Raw genomic sequence first — 17,910 nt, forward strand, 5'->3', positions numbered from 1 at the left:
TTTTTTGCCCAGAGAAAACACTAGTATGGGCGATGACCTACGGGCCGGGTCGCGCCGCGCGCGCGACCACGGGCCAAACAACGACGTAGAAGTGAGGATTGCGCCATGTCCCCTAAGTCTCTGACTCCTGATCAGCAGGCCCGCACCCAGAGCCGTTACCCCGGTGACTGGAGCGATATAGACACCCGTGCGGTCGACACCGTGCGTGTCCTCGCCGCCGACGCCGTCCAGAACGTCGGCTCCGGCCACCCCGGCACGGCCATGTCCCTCGCGCCGCTGGCGTACACGATCTACCAGCGCACCATGAACCACGACCCTTCGGACGTCGAGTGGACTGGCCGCGACCGCTTCATCCTCTCCCCCGGTCACAGCTCGCTGACCCTCTACATCCAGCTCTTCCTCGGCGGCTTCGGCCTGGAGATCGAGGACCTCAAGGCCCTGCGCTCCTGGGACTCGAAGACCCCGGGGCACCCGGAGTACCACCACACCGACGGCGTGGAGATCACCACCGGCCCCCTCGGCCAGGGCCTCGCCTCCGCCGTGGGCATGGCCATGGCGGCGCGTCGGGAACGTGGCGTCTACGACCCGGAGACCCCCGCGGGTGAGTCCCCCTTCGACCACTACATCTACGCCATCGCCTCCGATGGCGACCTCCAGGAGGGCGTGACCGCCGAGGCCTCCTCGTTGGCCGGAACCCAGGAGCTGGGCAACCTCATCGTCTTCTGGGACGACAACTCCATCTCCATCGAGGACGACACCAACATCGCGTTCACCGAGGATGTGGTCAAGCGCTACGAGGCCTACGGCTGGCACGTCCAGGAGGTCGAGTCCGGCGAGGACGTCGTCGCCATCGAGGAGGCCATCGCCAATGCCCAGCAGGAGGCGGGTCGCCCCTCCTTCATCCGCGTGCGCACCATCATCGGTTACCCGGCGCCCAACAAGATGAACACCGGCGCCTCCCACGGTTCTGCCCTGGGCGACGACGAGGTCGCCGCCGTCAAGGAGATCCTCGGCTTCGACACCGAGCGCACCTTCCAGGTCGACGAGGACGTTCTCACCCACACCCGTGGCCTGCGCGATCGCGCCGCGGAGTTCCGCGCTGGCTGGGAGAAGAAGTTCGACGCGTGGGCCGAGGCCAATCCGGAGAACAAAAAGCTCTTTGACCGGCTCCGCGCCGGCGAGCTCCCCGAGGGTTACGACGCCGAGCTGCCCTCCTGGGAGCCCGACGCCAAGGGCGTGGCCACCCGTAAGGCCTCCGAGGCCGTTCTCCAGGCGCTGGGCAAGACCCTGCCGGAGCTGTGGGGCGGCTCGGCCGACCTCGCGGGTTCGACCAACACCATCATCAAGGACTCCGACTCCTTCGGACCCGAGCACCGCTCCACCGACATGTTCGAGCTGCGTCCCTACGGCCGCAACCTGCACTTCGGCATCCGTGAGCACGCCATGGGCGCGATCCTCAACGGCATCGCCCTGCACGGCCCGACCAAACCCTACGGCGCAACGTTCTTTGTCTTCTCCGACTACCTGCGCCCGGCCGTGCGCCTCGGCTCGATCATGCGCTCGGACACCTACCACGTGTGGACCCACGACTCCATCGGCCTGGGCGAGGACGGCCCGACCCACCAGCCCGTTGAGCAGCTCGCCGCTGTGCGTGCCATCCCCGGCGTAACCCTCATCCGTCCGGCCGACGCCAACGAGACCGCAGCGGCCTGGGCCAACGCCATCGAGACCGACGCCGGCCCCAAGGCCCTGGTGCTCACCCGCCAGAACCTCCCCGTGCTCGAGGGCACGAAGGAGAAGGCCCGCGAGGGCGTGGCCAAGGGCGGCTACGTCCTGGTGGAGGGCTCCAAGGAGACCCCCGACGTCCTCCTCCTGGCCACCGGCTCCGAGGTCCAGCTCGCCGTCGAGGCGGCGAAGACCCTGGAGGCCGAGGGCACCGCGGCGCGAGTCGTCTCCCTGCCCAGCTTCGAGTGGTTCGAGCAGCAGGACGAGGCCTACCGCGAGTCCGTCATTCCCTCCCAGGTCCGCGCGCGTGTCTCCGTCGAGGCCGGCATCGCCATGCCGTGGCACAAGTACACCGGCGACAAGGGCCGCAACGTCTCCCTCGAGCACTTCGGCGCATCGGCGGACTACGAGACGCTGTTCGAGAAGTTCGGCATCACCGCCGAGGCCGTGGTGACCAAGGCCCGCGAGTCCATCGCCGCCGCCAACCGGTAGTTCCATCCCCACTTCAAGGAGAATTCCATGACCCATATTGACGATCTCTTCGACATCGGCACCTCCACCTGGCTCGACGACCTGTCCCGCGAGCGCATCACCTCGGGCAACCTCACACAGGTCATCAACGAGAAGTCCATCGTCGGCGTCACCACCAACCCCTCGATCTTCGCCGCGGCGATGAGCAAGGGCAACGCCTACGACGAGCAGATCACCGCGCTCAAGGAGGCCCGCAGCGCCGTCGACGACGCCGTCTACGCCATGAGCATCGACGACGTGCGCGACGCCTGCGACGCCTTCACCGGCATCTACGAGAGCACCGGCGGCAAGGACGGCCGGGTCTCCATCGAGGTCGACCCGCGTGTCTCCGCCGACTACGACGCCACCCTCGCCCAGGCGAAGGAACTCTGGGCCAAGGTCGACCGCCCCAACGTCATGATCAAGATCCCCGCCACCGACGAGTCGCTCCCCGCCATCACGGACGCGCTCGCCGAGGGCATCAGCGTCAACGTCACGCTGATCTTCTCCGTCGACCGCTACCTGCAGGTGGTCAAGGCGTTCAAGGAGGGTATCGCCAAGGCAGCGGAGAACGGCCACGACGTGTCCACCATCCACTCCGTCGCGTCCTTCTTCGTCTCCCGCATGGACACCGAGGTGGACAAACGCCTCGAGGCCCTCGGCACCGACGAGGCCCTGGCCCTGCGCGGCAAGGCCGGCATCGCCAACGCCCGCCTGGCCTACGCCGAGTTCCTCGACGCTTTCCCCGGCGATCTTCCCGCCGGCGCCAATCCGCAGCGTCCGCTGTGGGCGTCGACAGGCGTGAAGAACCCGGAGTACCCCAAGGCCATGTACGTCACCGAGCTGGCCGGCCCGGAGACCGTGAACACCATGCCCGAGGGCACGATCGACGCCTTCCTCGCCGAGGGCGGCCTGCACGGCGACACCCTCACCGGCACGGCCGACGACGCCCGCGAAGTCTTCTCCCAGCTGGAGAAGGTCGGCATCGACATCGCCGACGTGGTCAAGGTGCTGGAGACCGAGGGAGTGGACAAGTTTGTCGCCTCCTGGTCTGAGCTCCTCGAGTCGATGGAATCCCGACTCCGCTAGCAAATTCCAGATTCCCGCACCGCCCGGCATTATGATCGGGTGGTGCGTTGTCTTTCTCAGCAGCCACGCCATTCCTTTTTCACGGGCAAAGAAAGTTAACGACCATCATGCCGACTCGCCGCATCGCCTGGACAAACCCCCTGCGCAATCCTCTGGACAAACGACTCCCGCGCATCGCCGGACCCGCAGGAATGGTGCTCTTCGGGGTGACGGGTGACCTCGCCCGCAAGAAGATCCTCCCGGCCATCTACGACCTGGCCAACCGCGGCCTGCTGCCGGCCGGATTCACGCTGGTGGGGTTCGGGCGCCGGGAATGGTCCAAGGAGGATTTCCAGGACTACGTGCGTAAGGCCGTCGAGGAGCGGGCCCGGACCACGTGGAACGAGCACGTCTGGGAGCGCCTCGCCGAGGGCCTCAACTTCGTCACCGGCAACTTCGACGACGACGCCGCCTTCGACGCCATGGCGCAGACGCTCAGCGAGCTGGACGCTACGCGCGGCACCGGCGGCAACTGGGCGTTCTACCTGTCCATCCCCCCGGAGAGTTTCGCCGATGTCTGCCACCAGCTCGACCGCACCGGCATGGCCGAGGCGAAGGGTGAGAGCTGGAGGCGCGTGGTGATTGAGAAGCCGTTCGGCCACGACCAGGAGTCCGCCCGCGAGCTCAATGCCATCGTCAACGCGGTCTTCCCGGAGGACGATGTGTTCCGCATCGACCACTACTTGGGCAAGGAGACGGTGCAGAACATCCTCGCGTTGCGTTTCGCCAACCAGCTCTTCGACCCGATGCTCAACTCGCACTACGTCGACCACGTGCAGATCACCATGGCCGAGGACATCGGCCTGGGCGGTCGTGCCGGCTACTACGACGGCATCGGCGCCGCCCGCGACGTCATCCAGAACCACCTGCTGCAGCTGCTGGCGCTCGTGGCCATGGACGAGCCGTTCTCCTTCTCCCCCAGGGACATGCAGGACGAGAAGGTCAAGGTGCTGCGGGCGGTCAAACCCGTGGAGCCCTTCGAGCTCACCACCGCGCGCGGGCAGTACACCGCCGGCTGGCAGGGTTCGGAGAAGGTCGTCGGCCTGCGCGAGGAGGAGGGTTTCGACGCGGAGTCACGCACCGAGACCTACGCCGCGTGCACGGTGGAGATCACCTCCCGTCGCTGGGCGGGCGTGCCCTTCTACCTGCGCACGGGCAAGCGACTGGGCCGCCGGGTGACGGAGATCGCCATCGTGTACAAGGACGCCCCGCACCAGCCGTTCACCCGCGGGGAGATCGGCTCGCTGGGTCAGAACGCCATGGTCATCCGCGTCCAGCCCGACGAGGGCATGCTCATGCGTTTCGGCTCCAAGGTGCCGGGCTCGACCATGGAGGTCCGCGACGTCAACATGGACTTCTCCTACGCGGAGGCCTTCACCGAGCAGTCTCCCGAGGCCTACGAGCGGCTCATCCTCGATGCGCTTCTCGACGAAGCGAGCCTCTTCCCCACCAACGAGGAGGTGGAGCTCAGCTGGGAGATCCTCGATCCCATCCTAGCGCACTGGGCGGAGAACGGCCGCCCCGACGAGTACCCGGCCGGATCGTGGGGCCCGCCGAGCGCCGACGCCATGCTCGCCCGCGACGGCCGCACCTGGCGGCGTCCCTAAGTTCTGTCCGTCATTCCCCCCCGCTAGGAAGTAGCACCCCACCGTGATCATCACGCTGCCAGACACGAGCACGCACGAGATAACCAAGAACCTGCTGAAGACGCAGGAAGACTATTCCATGGCCACCGGCCGAGTGCTCACGCTCATCGTCGTCGCCGACGCGGACGACGACATCGAGGCGATCCTCGCCCCGGTGCGCGAGGCGTCCCGGGAGCACCCCTCCCGCGTGCTCGTCGTCCTCGGCGCCCCGGAGAGCGAGCCCGCGCGCCTCGACGCGAAGATGCTCTTCCTCGGCGACTCCGGCTCCTCGGAGACCGTCATCATGACCCTGCACGGGCCGATGGCTAACCATCCCGCGGAGATCGTCACCCCGCTCATGCTCCCGGACACCCCGATCGTGGCGTGGTGGCCGACCACGGCCCCGGCCAACCCCTCCGAGCACCCCATCGGTGCGATGGCCCAGCGGCGCATCACCAACGCCCGGCACAACGTGTCCGGCAACGCGCTGCTGCGGGTGAGCTCGGGTTACACCCCGGGTGACTCGGACATGATGTGGTCGCGGATCACCAGCTGGCGGGGCATCGTGGCCTCGGCGCTGGATCGCCCGCCGCACGACGAGATTCTCCGGGCGCAGCTCATCGGCCCCGCGGACAATCCCTCCGTGGACATCGCCGCGGGCTGGCTCGCCGACCGCCTCGGAGTCCCCGTGGAGCGCGCGGCCACCAACGACGACATCGAGGACCACTTCCCCATACGCAAGCTCACCATCACCCGGGCCAGCGGCGAGGTGACCATCGAGACGCGGGGCACCCGCACCATCAAGGTCGGTGTTCCCGGCCACCCGGAGGCGCTCGTCGCCATGGATCCGCGCAGCGACACGGACTGCCTGGCCGAGGAGCTGCGTTACCTCGACGCCGACCAGGCCTATGCCTGCGCGCTCACCGGGCTCGGCCGGGTCGTCGTCCGCTAACACCCCACCGAGAAAAGGAGCCGTCATGGTCACCGTAGAACGCACCGCCACTCTTGATTCGCTTGTCGACGCCGCTTCCCAGCGCTTCGTCGACGTCGTCGAAAATGCCCAGTCGGGTGGTGCCGATGCCCGCGTCGTGCTCACCGGCGGCACCGCCGGCATCCGGGTGCTTCAGGCGCTGCGCGAAGATTCCGGCCGGATCGACTGGCAGCGCATCCACGTCTTCTTCGGCGACGAGCGCAACGTGCCCGTCTCCCACGAGGACTCCAACGAGGGCCAGGCCCGCGCCGCGCTGCTCGATCACGTGGACATTCCCACCGACCGCATCCACGGCTACCGCCTCGGCGAGCTGGACATGGAGTCCTCCGCGGAGTTCTACGCCGGCGAGCTGGAGAAGTTCGCGCCCGAGGGGTTTGATCTCCACCTGCTGGGCATGGGCGGCGAGGGGCACATCAACACCCTGTTCCCCGGCACCGATGCGGTGCGCGAGACGGAGAAGCTGGTGGTGGCCGAGTACGACTCCCCCAAGCCGCCGTCCGAGCGTGTCACGCTGACCCTGCCCGCGGTCGCCCGAGCCCAGCGCGTGTGGCTGCTCGTCTCCGGGGTGGAGAAGGCCGAGGCCGCAGGGCACGTCGTCCGCCGCTCAGACCCCGCGCAGTGGCCCGCCGCCGGGGCCGAGGGAAAGCTCGAGACCGTGCTGTTTGTCACCGACGACGCGGCGACCGAGATCGACTGACCCCACGCACGAAAAAAACCGCCTCCCTGTGGAAGGGAGGCGGCTCTTTTCTGCGCGGGCTAGGTCAGCGCGGTCATGAGGTTCAGCGCGATGATGCAGGCGATCCAGATGATGGCCATGACCACGGTGTAGCGGTCCAGGTTGCGCTCCACGACGGTGGAACCGGAGAGGTTGGACTGCACGCCGCCGCCGAAGAGGCTGGACAGGCCGCCACCCTTGCCCTTGTGCAGCAGGACGAACACGGTGAGCATCACCGAGGTGAGAACCAGAATGACCTGGAGGGCGAGAACCATGGGTACCTCTTCGCGGGGGGATCGTTGTGCGTGACTCCTGGGCAGTCTACACCACCCGGGAGCCGGTTCCTCAGACCGCCTGCGCCGCGGCGGCGGCGAGTTTGGCGAACTCCTCGCCGTCGAGGGACGCGCCGCCGACCAGGCCGCCGTCAACGTCGGGCTGGCCCACAATCTCACCGACGGAGTCCGTCTTCACGGAACCGCCGTAGAGGATGCGGATGCCCGCGGCGACGTCCTCACCCGCGAGCTCGATGATGAGGTCGCGGATGGCGCGGCACACCTCCTGCGCGTCGGCGGCGGACGCGACCTTGCCCGTGCCGATGGCCCACACGGGCTCGTAGGCGATGACGGTGTTGGCCAGGTCCTCGGCGCTCAGCCCGGCGAGGGACTCGCGGGTCTGGGCGGTGACGTAGTCGACGTGCTCGCCGGACTCGCGGACCTCGAGGGGCTCGCCGACACAGACGATGGGGCTGATGCCCTTGCCCAGCGCGGCCTTGGCCTTCGCGGCGACCTGCTCGTTGGTCTCGTTGTGGTACTCGCGGCGCTCCGAGTGGCCGACGACGGCCCAGCTGCAGCCCAGCCGGGCGAGCATGCTGGCGGAGATCTCACCGGTGTAGGCGCCCTTCTCGTGCGCGGAGACGTCCTGCGCGCCGTAGGTGAACAGGTACTTCTCGGCCTCCACGACGGTCTGCACGGAGCGGAGGTCGGTGAACGGGACGGTGACGGCGACGTCGACCTTCTCGTAGTACTCCTTGGGCAGGGCGAAGGCGAGCTTCTGCACGGTGCTGATGGCCTCGAAGTGGTCGAGGTTCATCTTCCAGTTACCGGCGATGAGCGGGGTGCGTGCCATGATCTTTCCTCTCAGTGGGGGTTTCTAGGACTCGAGAACCGAGACGCCGGGCAGGTCCTTGCCCTCGAGCAGCTCGAGGGAGGCGCCGCCGCCGGTGGAGATGTGGCTGAAGCCGTCCTCGTCGAGGCCGAGGGTGCGCACGGCCGCGGCGGAGTCGCCGCCGCCGACGACGGTGAAGGAGCCGTTGTTCTTCGTGGCGTCGATGAGTGCCTGGGCCACGCCGCGGGTTCCCTCGGCGTAGGCCTCCTGCTCGAACACACCCATGGGTCCGTTCCAGAACACGGTCTTGGACTCGGCGAGGATGCCGGCGAACTTCTTCACCGTCTCCGGGCCGATGTCGGTGGACAGCCAGCCCTCGGGGATGCCGTCGAGGCCGACGACCCTGGTCTCCGCGTTCGAGGAGTCGAACTCGGAGGCCGCGAGGAGGTCCACGGGGAGCACGATCTTCTCGCCGTACTTCTCCAGGAGATCCTTGCAGGTGTCCACCATGTCATCCTGGAGCAGGGACTTCTGCACGTCGTAACCCTGGGCGACGAGGAAGGTGTAGCACATGCCGCCGCCGATGAGCAGGGAGTCGGCCTTCTCCGCCAGCGCCTCAATGACGCCGAGCTTGTCGGAGACCTTGGAACCGCCGAGCACGACCACGTAGGGGTGCTCCGGCTCCGAGGCCACCTTGCCCAGCCGCTCGATCTCCTTCTCCACGAGGGTTCCGGCGTATGCCGGAAGAAGCTTGGCGACGTCGTACACCGACGCCTGCGCCCGGTGCACCACTCCGAATCCGTCGGAGACGTAGGCACCGTCGTCCGCCGCGAGTGCGGCCAGCTGCCGGGCGAACTCCTCGCGCTCGGCGTCGTTCTTGGAGGTCTCCCGCGGGTCGAAACGCACGTTCTCCACCAGCAGGATCTCGCCCTCGGTGAGGCCGTTCGCACGCTCGTGCGCGTCCTCGCCCACGACGTCCGCGGCGAGCGCCACGTACTGGCCGAGCTCCTCGGACAGCGCCTCGGCGACGGGCTTGAGGGAGTACTTCTCATTCGGCTCGCCCTCGGGGCGGCCGAGGTGTGCCGTGACGATGACCTTGGCACCGCCGTCGATAAGCGCCTTCAGCGTGGGCAGTGACGCGGTGATCCGGCCGGGGTCGGTGATCTCGCCGGCGTCGTTGAGCGGGACGTTGAAGTCGGAGCGGACGAGGACGTGGCGGCCGTCGACGCCGGCGTCGAGAAGATCCTGGAGGTTCTTGTAGGTCATGATGACTCACTTTCTGGGTGTCTCGAGCCAGTGGCCCGGAGCATGCCTGGGCACGCTCCGGGCCACTGGGCGGGATACGGGTGGGGCCGGAGAACTAGAGCTTGGCGGCGACGTACTCGGTGAGACGCAGGAGCTGGGAGGTGTAGCCCCACTCGTTGTCGTACCAGGAGACGACCTTGACCAGGTTGCCGTTGACCTTGGTGAGGCCGGAGTCGAAGATCGAGCCGTGATCGTCGGAGACGATGTCGGTGGAGACCAGGGGCTCCTCGGTGTAGGCGAGGGCGCCGGAGGTGTCGGCCTCGGCGGCCTTACGCATGATCTCGTTGACCTCCTCGACCGTGGTCTCGCGGCCAGCGGTGAAGGTGAGGTCGGTGGCGGAGCCGGTGATGACGGGAACGCGGAGGGCGTAGCCGTCGAGCTTGCCCTTGAGCTCCGGGAGGACCAGGGAGACGGCCTTGGCGGCGCCGGTGGAGGTGGGCACGATGTTCTGCGCGGCGGCGCGGGCGCGGCGGAGATCGGAGTGCGGGGCGTCGTGCAGGCGCTGGTCACCGGTGTAGGCGTGGATCGTGGTCATGAGGCCACGCTCGATGCCGAGGGTGTCGTTGAGGGCCTTGGCCATCGGTGCCAGGCAGTTGGTGGTGCAGGAGGCGCCGGAGATGACGGTGTGGTTCTCCGGGTCGTAGTCCTCGTGGTTGACGCCGTAGACGAAGGTGGCGTCCTCGTTCTTGGCCGGGGCGGAGATGATGACCTTCTTGGCGCCGGACTCGAGGTGGGCCTTGGCTGCGGTGGCGTCGGTGAAGAAGCCGGTGGACTCGATGACGATGTCGACGTCGTACTTGCCCCAGTCGAGGTTCTTCGGGTCGCGCTCGGCGAACACGGCGATCTTGCGGCCGCCGACGGTGATCGACTCGTCATCGAACTCGACGTCCTCGCCGAGGCGGCCGAGGATGGAGTCGAACTTCAGGAGGGTGGAGAGGGTCTTGTTGTCGGTCAGGTCGTTGACCGCGACGATCTCCAGGTCGGTGTCCTTCTGGAGGACGGCGCGGAAGAAGTTGCGGCCGATGCGGCCGAAGCCGTTGATGCCTACGCGGGTGGTCACTGAAATGCTCCTTATGTCGAGTTCATTCGAATCTGAGAGCCGGACACCAGTCTGTTGCCTGCGCTCCCCGATGACTCCGAGCCTACCCAGTTCCCGCTGCTCCCGCAGTCGGTTCACCGCCCCCGGAAGGCATCCAAACCACCCCTGTATTCGGGCGATCATGCGCCGATCCGGCGCATCCCCGCGGCCGGGCCGCCCCGTTCCACGTTGCTATCCCCGATAAACGCACCATGTGGGGGTTGCCGCCGCCGAATCTTTTCGACGCGCCCCCGCCCACACCCCGACCCGAGTGTGATTTATGCCACGCGAATTTATTCGTCGTCGAGCAGTTCGTCGGTGACCACGGCGCCCGTGTCCGGCTGGCCCATCTCCTCGGCGCGTTTGTCGGCCATGGACAGCAGCCGGCGGATCCGGCCCGCCACCGCGTCTTTGGTCATCTGCGGATCGGCCAGCCGGCCGAGCTCCTCCAGCGACGCCTGCCGGTGCTGCACCCGGAGCTGGCCGGCCTCCGCGAGATGCTCGGGCACGTCGTCGCCGAGAATCTCCATGGCCCGCTCGACCCGGGCTGCGGCGGCCACGGCCGCCCGGGCCGAGCGGCGCAGGTTGGCGTCGTCGAAGTTCGCCAGCCGGTTCGCGGTGGTGCGCACCTCCCGGCGGCGGCGTTTGTCGTCCCATTCCAGGCGAACCTGGTGCGCACCCATCCGGGTGAGCAGCGCGCCGATACCGTCCCCGTCGCGGATGATGACCCGGTCGATCCCCCGGGTCTCCTTGGTTTTGGCGCTGATGCCCAGTCGGCGGGCACAACCCACCAGGGCGAGCGCGGCCTCGGCGCAGGGACAGGTCACCTCGAGTGCGGAGGTGCGGCCCGGCTCGGTGAGGGATCCGTGGGCGAGAAACGCGCCCCGCCAGGCCGCCTCCGCGTCGGCCACTCCCCCGGAGATGACCTGCGGCGGGAGCCCGACCACGGGGACTCCGGAGCGGGTGATCAGCCCCAGCCGGCGGATGACCTCCGCGGCGCCGTCGGTCACCTTGAGGTGGTGGCGGGTCGTCTTGGACATGCCGCCGGGACCGATGGTGTGCAGGGCGGTGCGCACGGAGAACTGCTCGTTGAGCAGGGTGTCCAGCCGCCGGGCCACGTCGAGGCTGTCCACGTCGACCTCGATGGTCAGCACCCCTCCCGCGGTGTCGGTGACCCCGGCGAAGCGGATGAGTGCCGCGGCCTCGGAGCAGCGCGCGGTCTGCCGTGAGATGGATACCTCGGCGAGTTCGCTCTTGACCTTGTCCGTCAACGTTGTCGCAGTCACAGTCACAGTGTGGGTCCGGACCTTTCTAGGGGAGAACTCGGAGGGGGGAGAATCACGGGGCGCGCGGGGATCGCGTCAGTCTATCGTCCGCGCCACACGCGGCTCAGGGCCGCCGACAGTTTCTCCGGGTCGTGGATGTCGGTGGCCCGGCCGTCGGCACTTACGGCGCGGATGTCGTCGTAGACCACCGTGGCGCCGAGCTTGCCCGCGGTGGCTTCGAGGTAACGGCGTTCGCCCGCGGAGGGTAACACGGAGGCGTCGACCAGCACCCGGTCCAGGCGGAGGCCGTCGGCGTGCTGCGCGAGCATGTGGATGTGGCGTTCGTGGGAGAACCCGGCGGTCTCCCCCGCTTCCGCGGTGAGGTTGAGCACCACCACGCGCAGGCCCCGCGATTCCCGGATGGCGTCGGCGATCCCCGGGACCAGCAGGTGCGGGATGACCGAGGAGAACCACGATCCCGGGCCGAGGGTGATCATGTCGGCGTCGCGGATCGCCTCGACCGCGGCGGGGTTGGCGGCGGGGCGCTCGGGAACGAGCCGTACCCGCCGGACGGTGCCGGGGGTGGAGGCCACGGCCACCTGGCCACGCACCTCCCGCATGATGCGGGGATCGTCGTCGAGCCCGGCGACCTCCGCCTCGATCTCCAGCGGCTCCAACGCCATGGGCAGCACCCGGCCGAAGGAATTGGTCAGGCCGGCGACGTGGTCGAGGGCCTGCTGCTCGTCGCCGATGAGTTCCGTGAGCCCAGCGATGAGCAGGTTGCCCACGGCGTGCCCGGCAAGCGCGCCGTTGCCGCCGAAGCGGTGCTGGAGCACGGAGGCCCAGAACTGGCTCTCCTCGCTGTCGCCCGCGAGCGCCGAGATGGCCATGCGCAGGTCACCGGGGGGAATCTGGCCGAGCTCGCGGCGCAGCCGGCCGGAGGAGCCGCCGTCGTCGGCCACGGTGACGATTGCCGTGATCCGGTGCGGGCTGGCCAGCCGGGCAGCCTTGAGGGTCTGGTAGAGGCCGTGGCCGCCGCCGAGGCAGGCGAGGGAGACCTCCGGTGCTGGATTCGCTGTCATCTCCGGTCCTAGTCGCGTTCGATGTCGCGGTGGATGACGTTGACCTCGAGGTCCTCGCGACCCGAGAGTCGCCGGCCGATCTCCTCGGACACGGCGACGGAACGGTGGTGTCCGCCGGTGCAGCCGATGCCCACGGTGATGAAGGCCTTGCCCTCGTGGCGGTAGCCGGCCAGCATCGACTCCAGCATGGCCTCGAAGTTGGTGATGAACTCGCCCGCCGCCGGGCGGGAGAGCACGTAGTCGGACACCGGCTCGTCGGTGCCGCGGTATCCGCGCAGCTCCGGGATCCAGAATGGGTTGGGCAGGAAACGCACGTCGAGCATGAGGTCGGCGTCGCGGGGCGCACCGTGTTTGAAGCCGAAGGACTTCAGCGTGATGTGCTGCTTGTCGGTGGCCATGGTGCCGAAGCTGGCCTCCACCGCGCGACGCAGGTCGTGCACGGAGAGGTTGGAGGTGTCGATGACGATGTCCGCGCCCGCCTTGATGTCGGCAACGGCCTCGCGCTCCCGGGCGATGCCGTCCTCCAGCGAGTCACCCGCCTGCAGCGGGTGGGTGCGCCGCACGCTGTCGAATCGTCGGATCAGGACGTCGTCACGCGCGTCCATGAACAGGATCGTGGGTTCCATGCCACGTTCCGCGAGTTCCGCCTTGGTGGCCAGGAGGCTGCCCTCGAACATGCGCGTGCGCACGTCGGAGACCACGGCAAGCTTGTCGACGGGCGAGTCCTCCGCCGCGCAGAGCTCGAAGAGGTCCACGAGGATCTTGGCGGGGATGTTGTGGGCGACGTAGAAACCCTTGTCCTCGAGCACCTTCGCGGCGCTGCTCAGTCCGCCGCCGGACATGCCGGTGATGAGGACGGGAGGCGTTTCCCACCGCTGCTTCAGGGGCTGGCTGGTCGGCGCGTCAGTCATACCGCCATCCTAAACGCTCGGCTCACCCACGGTGCAGATGGTCATACACCTGCTGGGCGAGCTTGGGCCCGAAGCCCTTGACCTCGGAGATCTCCTCGGTGGTGGCGGCCTTGAGTTTCTTCACCGATCCGAAGTGTTTGACCAGGTCGGCGCGTCTCGACGGCCCGAGACCGGGTACCTCGTCCAGCTCACTGCGTCTCATGCGCACGGAGCGCTGCTGCCGGTGATAGGTGATGGCGAAACGGTGGGCCTCGTCGCGGATCTGCTGCAGCAGGTAGAGGGCCTGGGAGTTGCGCGGGAGGATGACCGGCTCGTCATCACCCGGCACCCAGATCTCCTCCAGGCGCTTGGCCAGGCCGACGAGGGTGACGTCGACGATGCCCAGCTCGTCGAAGACCGCCTGCGCCGCGTTGACCTGCGGGGCGCCGCCGTCGACGATGAACAGCTGCGGCGGGTAGGCGAAACGTTTGTTGTCGGTGGATTCCTCGACGATGTTCTCGTCCTCGAAGACGGTGTCGTCCTCCTCCGGGTGGGCGAGTTTGTCCTCCTGATAACGCTTGAACCGGCGGCGGGTGATCTCCGCGATGGAACCCACGTCGTCGGAGCGCCCCTCCCCCGCGGCCTCCTTGACGCGGTAGCGGCGGTAGTCACTCTTCTTGGGCAGGCCGTCCTCGAACACCACCAGGGACGCCACCACGTCGGTGCCCTGGATGTGCGAGATGTCCGTGCACTCGATGCGCAGCGGCGACTGCTCCATGCCCAGCGCCTCCTGGATGTCCTGCAGCGCGGCGGAGCGGGCGGTGAGGTCACCGACCCGTTTGAGTTTGTGCTGGCGCAGCGCGTCCTTGGCGTTGCGTTCGACGGTCTCCATGAGTGCGCGTTTGTCGCCGCGCTGGGGAACCCGCAGGTCAACGGGGCCGTCGCGAAGCTCACTGAGCAGCGCGGTGACCTCGTCGGCCTCGTCGGGCAGGGACTGCACGAGGATCTCGCGTGGCAGCACCTTCACGGCGCGGGCCTCGGCATGGGAGAACTGGTCCACCCCGCGGCGCTCGACCTGGGCGTTCTCCTCCGCCTCTTCCAGGTGTTCGCGCTCGACGGCGTCGGAATAGAACTGGATGAGGAAGTTCTGCATGAGCGTGGGCAGCGCGTCCGCACCCGCCTGGTCGCCGACCTTCTCCACCACCCAGCCGCGCTGGCCGCGGATCCTGCCGCCGCGCACGTGGAAGATCTGCACCGCGGCCTCGAGCTCGTCGGAGGAGAAGGCGATGAAGTCGGCGTCGGTGGCGTCGCCCAGCACGACGGCCTGCTGCTCCATGACCTTGTTGATGGCCCCGAGGTCGTCGCGAAGTTTCGCGGCACGTTCGAAGTCGAGATCCGCGGCCGCGGCGTTCATCTCCTCCGTCAGCCCGCGCACCACCTTGTCGGTGTTGCCGGCGAGGAAGGAGACGAAACCGTCGACGATCTCCCGGTGCTCCTCCTTGCTCACCTTGCCCACGCACGGCGCGGAGCATTTGTCGATGTATCCGAGCAGACAGGGCCGGCCCAGGCTCTCGTGGCGGTTGTACACGCCCTTCGTGCAGGAGCGCATGGGGAAGACCCGGATGAGCGAGTCGAGGGTCTCGCGCACGGCCCAGGCGTGGGAGTACGGGCCGAAGTAACGCACGCCCTTGCGCCTGGGACCGCGGTAGAAGAACGCGCGGGGAACCGTCTCGCCCGTGGAGACCGCGAGCATGGGATAGGTCTTGTCGTCGCGGTACTTGACGTTGAAGCGCGGGTCGAAACGTTTGATCCACGTGTACTCGAGCTGGAGCGCCTCGACCTCGCTGGCCACCACGGTCCACTCCACCGAGGAGGCGGCGAAGACCATCTGACGCGTGCGCGGGTGCAGCTGGGTGACATCCTGGAAGTAGTTGCCCAGGCGCGCACGCAGGTTCTTCGCCTTGCCCACGTAGACCACCCGCCGGTTCTCGTCCCGGAACTTGTACACGCCGGGGTCGGTGGGGATGGTGCCCGTGGCGGGGCGGTAGGTGGTGGGATCTGCCATGTCCGGCTAGTTCTCCTAGTCCTCGGGCATGTACTGGGCTTCGAGCTCGCGGAACTCGGACACGGCCTTCACCGTGGAGGCACCGTCGGCGGACTGCATGGCCCACACGGGCACGTACTCAAATTCCGGGAGCTCGATGCGCGCCATGCGCGAGCCCTGCGGGAAGGAGAGGCCGTAGACGACGTACCAGGGATAGAAACGGGTGCCGACGATGTTCTGCACCTCTACGCCGTCGGCGTTCGCCCGCAGACGGGGCCGGTTCAGCGCCCACCAGGAGAGCAGGGAGATGATGAGGCCGACACCCGGGAAGGCCCACTTGTCCAGGCCGGTGATGGCCGCGCCCGTGTACTCGATGTCCACGGTGAGTCCGACCCAGATGTGGATGGCCAAGACGAGGATGACCCAGCCGATGGCCAGGCGGCGCAGGAAACTCGAGCGGGTCTCGAACTCCCAGGGTTTGGTGCTGACCACGGCGTGGGGATCCAGCGCGTTGAATTTCGCGCGGTCCTCGTCGCTCAGCTGCCGGGGGGTGGCCGGGGTGCTGGTGCTGTCATCGATGTCAGCCACGGTGCGTAACGCCTGTCCTCTTCTGGGGTGATGCGGGGTGATGCCAGATAATGCTCTACCGGGCCACTCTAGACCCCGGTCTGACGCAAACGCGAAAGTGTGATCGCCGTATCAAGCGCGGCGTGCATGGCCTCGGCGCCCTTGTCCTCGACCGATCCCTCGCCACCGGCGCGCTCCACGGCCTGCTCCTGGGTGTTGACGGTGAGCACGCCGTTGCCGATGGGCGTGCGCTCGTCCAGGCTGACGCGGGTCAGCCCGGCCGTGACGGAGTCGCAGACGTAGTCGAAGTGCGGGGTGCCGCCGCGCACGACGCAGCCCAGCGCCACCACGGCGTCGTACTGCGCTGCCAGCTCCTGCGCCACGACGGGCAGCTCCAGCGCGCCGACGACCCGGAACTCGTCCACGTGCGCGCCCGCCTCGCGCCCGGTGGCCAGCGCACGGGCGTGCAGCTGGTCGCAGATCTCCGCGTTCCACGTGGCGGTGACCACGGCGACGCGCAGGCCGGAGGCGTCGAGGTCGTGCTGCGCGGGCAGTCCTTCTTTACTCACGGTGAGGCTCCTTCTAGCTTCTTCATGGGTGCTGCTGGTCCCACTCGGCGACGGCCGGCAGGTCGTGGCCCATCCTGTCACGCTTGGTGCGCAGGTAGGTGATGTTCTCCGGGGTGGGTTCGATGTCCACGCCGAGCCGCCCGACGATCTCCGGGCCGTACCCGGTCAACGCCTGGCACTTGGCCGGGTTGTTGGTGAGCAGGCGGGCCTTCTCCACCCCGAGGGCGTCGAGGATCTGCCCGGCGACGGAGTACTCGCGCGCGTCCGCGGGCAGCCCCTGCTCGAGGTTGGCGTCGACGGTGTCCAGGCCGCGGTCCTGCAGGTGGTAGGCGTGCAGCTTAGCCAGCAGCCCGATCCCCCGGCCCTCGTGCCCGCGCAGGTAGACGATCACCCCGCGACCGGCCTCCTGGATCAGGCGCATGGACTCCTCCAGCTGGGGGCCGCAGTCGCAACGCCTCGAGCCGAAGACGTCGCCGGTGAGGCACTCGGAGTGCACACGCACGAGCACCTCGCTGTTGTCCTCGACGCCGGTGACGTCGCCGCAGACCAGGGCGATGTGCTCGGAGCCGTCGACAAGCCCACGGACGCCGTGCGCGGTGAACTCGCCGAATTTGGTGGGAAGCTGCGTCGCGACGCTCAGTTCCACCTGCTTCTCGGTCCGGCGCCGATGGTTGATGAGCTGTTCGATGGAGATCAGCGCCAGGTCGTGCTCGTCGGCGAATCGCCGCAGCTCCGGCAGCCGGGCCATGTCCGCCGGGTCCTCGGTGGAGACGACCTCACACAGCGCGCCCACGGCCTCGAGCCCGGCCATCCGGGCGAGGTCGACGGTGGCCTCGGTGTGTCCGTTGCGCGCGAGCACTCCGCCCTTGACGGCGCGCAGGGGCACGACGTGGCCGGGGCGGGTGAAGTCCTGGGCACCGCGTGCGGGATCGGCGAGGCGGGTGATGGTCTCGGAGCGCGAGGTGGCGGAGATGCCGGTGGTTCCCGTGGCCGCGTCGACGGTCACGGTGTAGGCCGTGGAGCGCGCGTCCTGGTTGCGGGCGACCATCGGCGGGAGGTTGAGCTCGTCGGCACGCTCGTCCTCCATGGCCACGCAGATGTAGCCGGAGGTGTGGCGCACCATGAACGCCACCAGCTCGGGCGTCGCCTTCGATGCGGCGAAGATGAGGTCGCCCTCGTTCTCGCGGTCCTCGTTGTCGACGACGACGACGGCCTTGCCGTTTCTGATGTCGTCGATGGCGCGCTCGACGGAATCGAGAGTGGTGCGGCTGGAGTCCTCGGTCATAGCGGCTGAGTTTAGCCCTCCCCTAGC

The 17,910-nt window shown here is 68.1% G+C and carries 16 protein-coding genes; 5 read left to right on the forward strand and 11 right to left on the reverse strand.

Annotation, left to right across the window (positions count from 1 at the left end; all coding sequences use genetic code 11):
* The first annotated feature begins 105 nt into the window (after nucleotides 1-105).
* The 5 genes from tkt (at nucleotide 106) to pgl (ending at nucleotide 6,676) form a co-directional block, all read left to right on the forward strand.
* Nucleotides 106-2,217, forward strand: a complete 2,112-nt coding sequence (gene tkt, locus CDOO_RS07395; RefSeq protein ID WP_018021701.1) for a transketolase — start codon at nucleotides 106-108, stop codon at nucleotides 2,215-2,217.
* A 27-nt stretch (nucleotides 2,218-2,244) separates the two neighbouring features.
* A complete protein-coding gene (tal, locus tag CDOO_RS07400) occupies nucleotides 2,245-3,324 on the forward strand; it encodes a transaldolase (RefSeq protein WP_018021702.1) in 1,080 nt (359 codons plus the stop codon).
* Between the two features lie 107 nt (nucleotides 3,325-3,431).
* The gene (zwf, locus tag CDOO_RS07405; RefSeq protein ID WP_081610339.1) at nucleotides 3,432-4,970 is read left to right on the forward strand and encodes a glucose-6-phosphate dehydrogenase; all 1,539 of its coding nucleotides are present in this window, start codon (nucleotides 3,432-3,434) and stop codon (nucleotides 4,968-4,970) included.
* 43 nt (nucleotides 4,971-5,013) lie between these two features.
* On the forward strand, nucleotides 5,014-5,940 hold the full coding sequence (locus tag CDOO_RS07410; protein WP_018021704.1) for a glucose-6-phosphate dehydrogenase assembly protein OpcA: 927 nt from the start codon (nucleotides 5,014-5,016) through the stop codon (nucleotides 5,938-5,940).
* Between the two features lie 25 nt (nucleotides 5,941-5,965).
* Nucleotides 5,966-6,676 carry a 6-phosphogluconolactonase gene (gene pgl, locus CDOO_RS07415; RefSeq protein WP_018021705.1) on the forward strand — a complete coding sequence of 237 codons (711 nt, stop codon included), beginning with the start codon at nucleotides 5,966-5,968 and terminating at the stop codon, nucleotides 6,674-6,676.
* Nucleotides 6,677-6,735: 59 nt separating this feature from the next.
* Here pgl and secG read toward each other — a convergent pair whose 3' ends face one another.
* From secG to CDOO_RS07470, 11 genes are all read right to left on the reverse strand, one after another.
* Complete coding sequence (gene secG, locus CDOO_RS07420) at nucleotides 6,736-6,969, reverse strand: preprotein translocase subunit SecG (protein ID WP_018021706.1); 234 nt, start codon at nucleotides 6,967-6,969, stop codon at nucleotides 6,736-6,738.
* Between the two features lie 70 nt (nucleotides 6,970-7,039).
* Nucleotides 7,040-7,819, reverse strand: coding sequence for a triose-phosphate isomerase (gene tpiA / locus CDOO_RS14320; RefSeq protein WP_018021707.1), 780 nt, complete (start codon nucleotides 7,817-7,819; stop codon nucleotides 7,040-7,042).
* A 24-nt stretch (nucleotides 7,820-7,843) separates the two neighbouring features.
* Nucleotides 7,844-9,064 (reverse strand): phosphoglycerate kinase, encoded by a 1,221-nt coding sequence (locus CDOO_RS14325; protein WP_018021708.1) that lies wholly within the window; start codon nucleotides 9,062-9,064, stop codon nucleotides 7,844-7,846.
* Between the two features lie 94 nt (nucleotides 9,065-9,158).
* Nucleotides 9,159-10,163 carry a type I glyceraldehyde-3-phosphate dehydrogenase gene (gene gap, locus CDOO_RS07435; protein ID WP_018021709.1) on the reverse strand — a complete coding sequence of 335 codons (1,005 nt, stop codon included), beginning with the start codon at nucleotides 10,161-10,163 and terminating at the stop codon, nucleotides 9,159-9,161.
* Nucleotides 10,164-10,474: 311 nt separating this feature from the next.
* Nucleotides 10,475-11,452, reverse strand: coding sequence for a DNA-binding protein WhiA (gene whiA, locus CDOO_RS07440; protein ID WP_018021710.1), 978 nt, complete (start codon nucleotides 11,450-11,452; stop codon nucleotides 10,475-10,477).
* Nucleotides 11,453-11,547: 95 nt separating this feature from the next.
* Nucleotides 11,548-12,528 carry a gluconeogenesis factor YvcK family protein gene (locus tag CDOO_RS07445; RefSeq protein WP_018021711.1) on the reverse strand — a complete coding sequence of 327 codons (981 nt, stop codon included), beginning with the start codon at nucleotides 12,526-12,528 and terminating at the stop codon, nucleotides 11,548-11,550.
* 8 nt (nucleotides 12,529-12,536) lie between these two features.
* On the reverse strand, nucleotides 12,537-13,439 hold the full coding sequence (rapZ, locus tag CDOO_RS07450; RefSeq protein ID WP_018021712.1) for an RNase adapter RapZ: 903 nt from the start codon (nucleotides 13,437-13,439) through the stop codon (nucleotides 12,537-12,539).
* A gap of 22 nt (nucleotides 13,440-13,461) precedes the next feature.
* Nucleotides 13,462-15,483, reverse strand: coding sequence for an excinuclease ABC subunit UvrC (gene uvrC / locus CDOO_RS07455; RefSeq protein WP_018021713.1), 2,022 nt, complete (start codon nucleotides 15,481-15,483; stop codon nucleotides 13,462-13,464).
* Between the two features lie 15 nt (nucleotides 15,484-15,498).
* A complete protein-coding gene (locus tag CDOO_RS07460; protein ID WP_018021714.1) occupies nucleotides 15,499-16,050 on the reverse strand; it encodes a PH domain-containing protein in 552 nt (183 codons plus the stop codon).
* A gap of 68 nt (nucleotides 16,051-16,118) precedes the next feature.
* Entirely contained in the window at nucleotides 16,119-16,598 is a 480-nt protein-coding gene (gene ribH / locus CDOO_RS07465; protein WP_018021715.1) for a 6,7-dimethyl-8-ribityllumazine synthase, read from the reverse strand.
* Between the two features lie 22 nt (nucleotides 16,599-16,620).
* Complete coding sequence (locus CDOO_RS07470; protein WP_018021716.1) at nucleotides 16,621-17,883, reverse strand: bifunctional 3,4-dihydroxy-2-butanone-4-phosphate synthase/GTP cyclohydrolase II; 1,263 nt, start codon at nucleotides 17,881-17,883, stop codon at nucleotides 16,621-16,623.
* Nucleotides 17,884-17,910: the final 27 nt, after the last annotated feature.

The sequence above is a fragment of the Corynebacterium doosanense CAU 212 = DSM 45436 genome (assembly GCF_000767055.1).
GTDB classification, from domain to species: domain Bacteria; phylum Actinomycetota; class Actinomycetes; order Mycobacteriales; family Mycobacteriaceae; genus Corynebacterium; species Corynebacterium doosanense.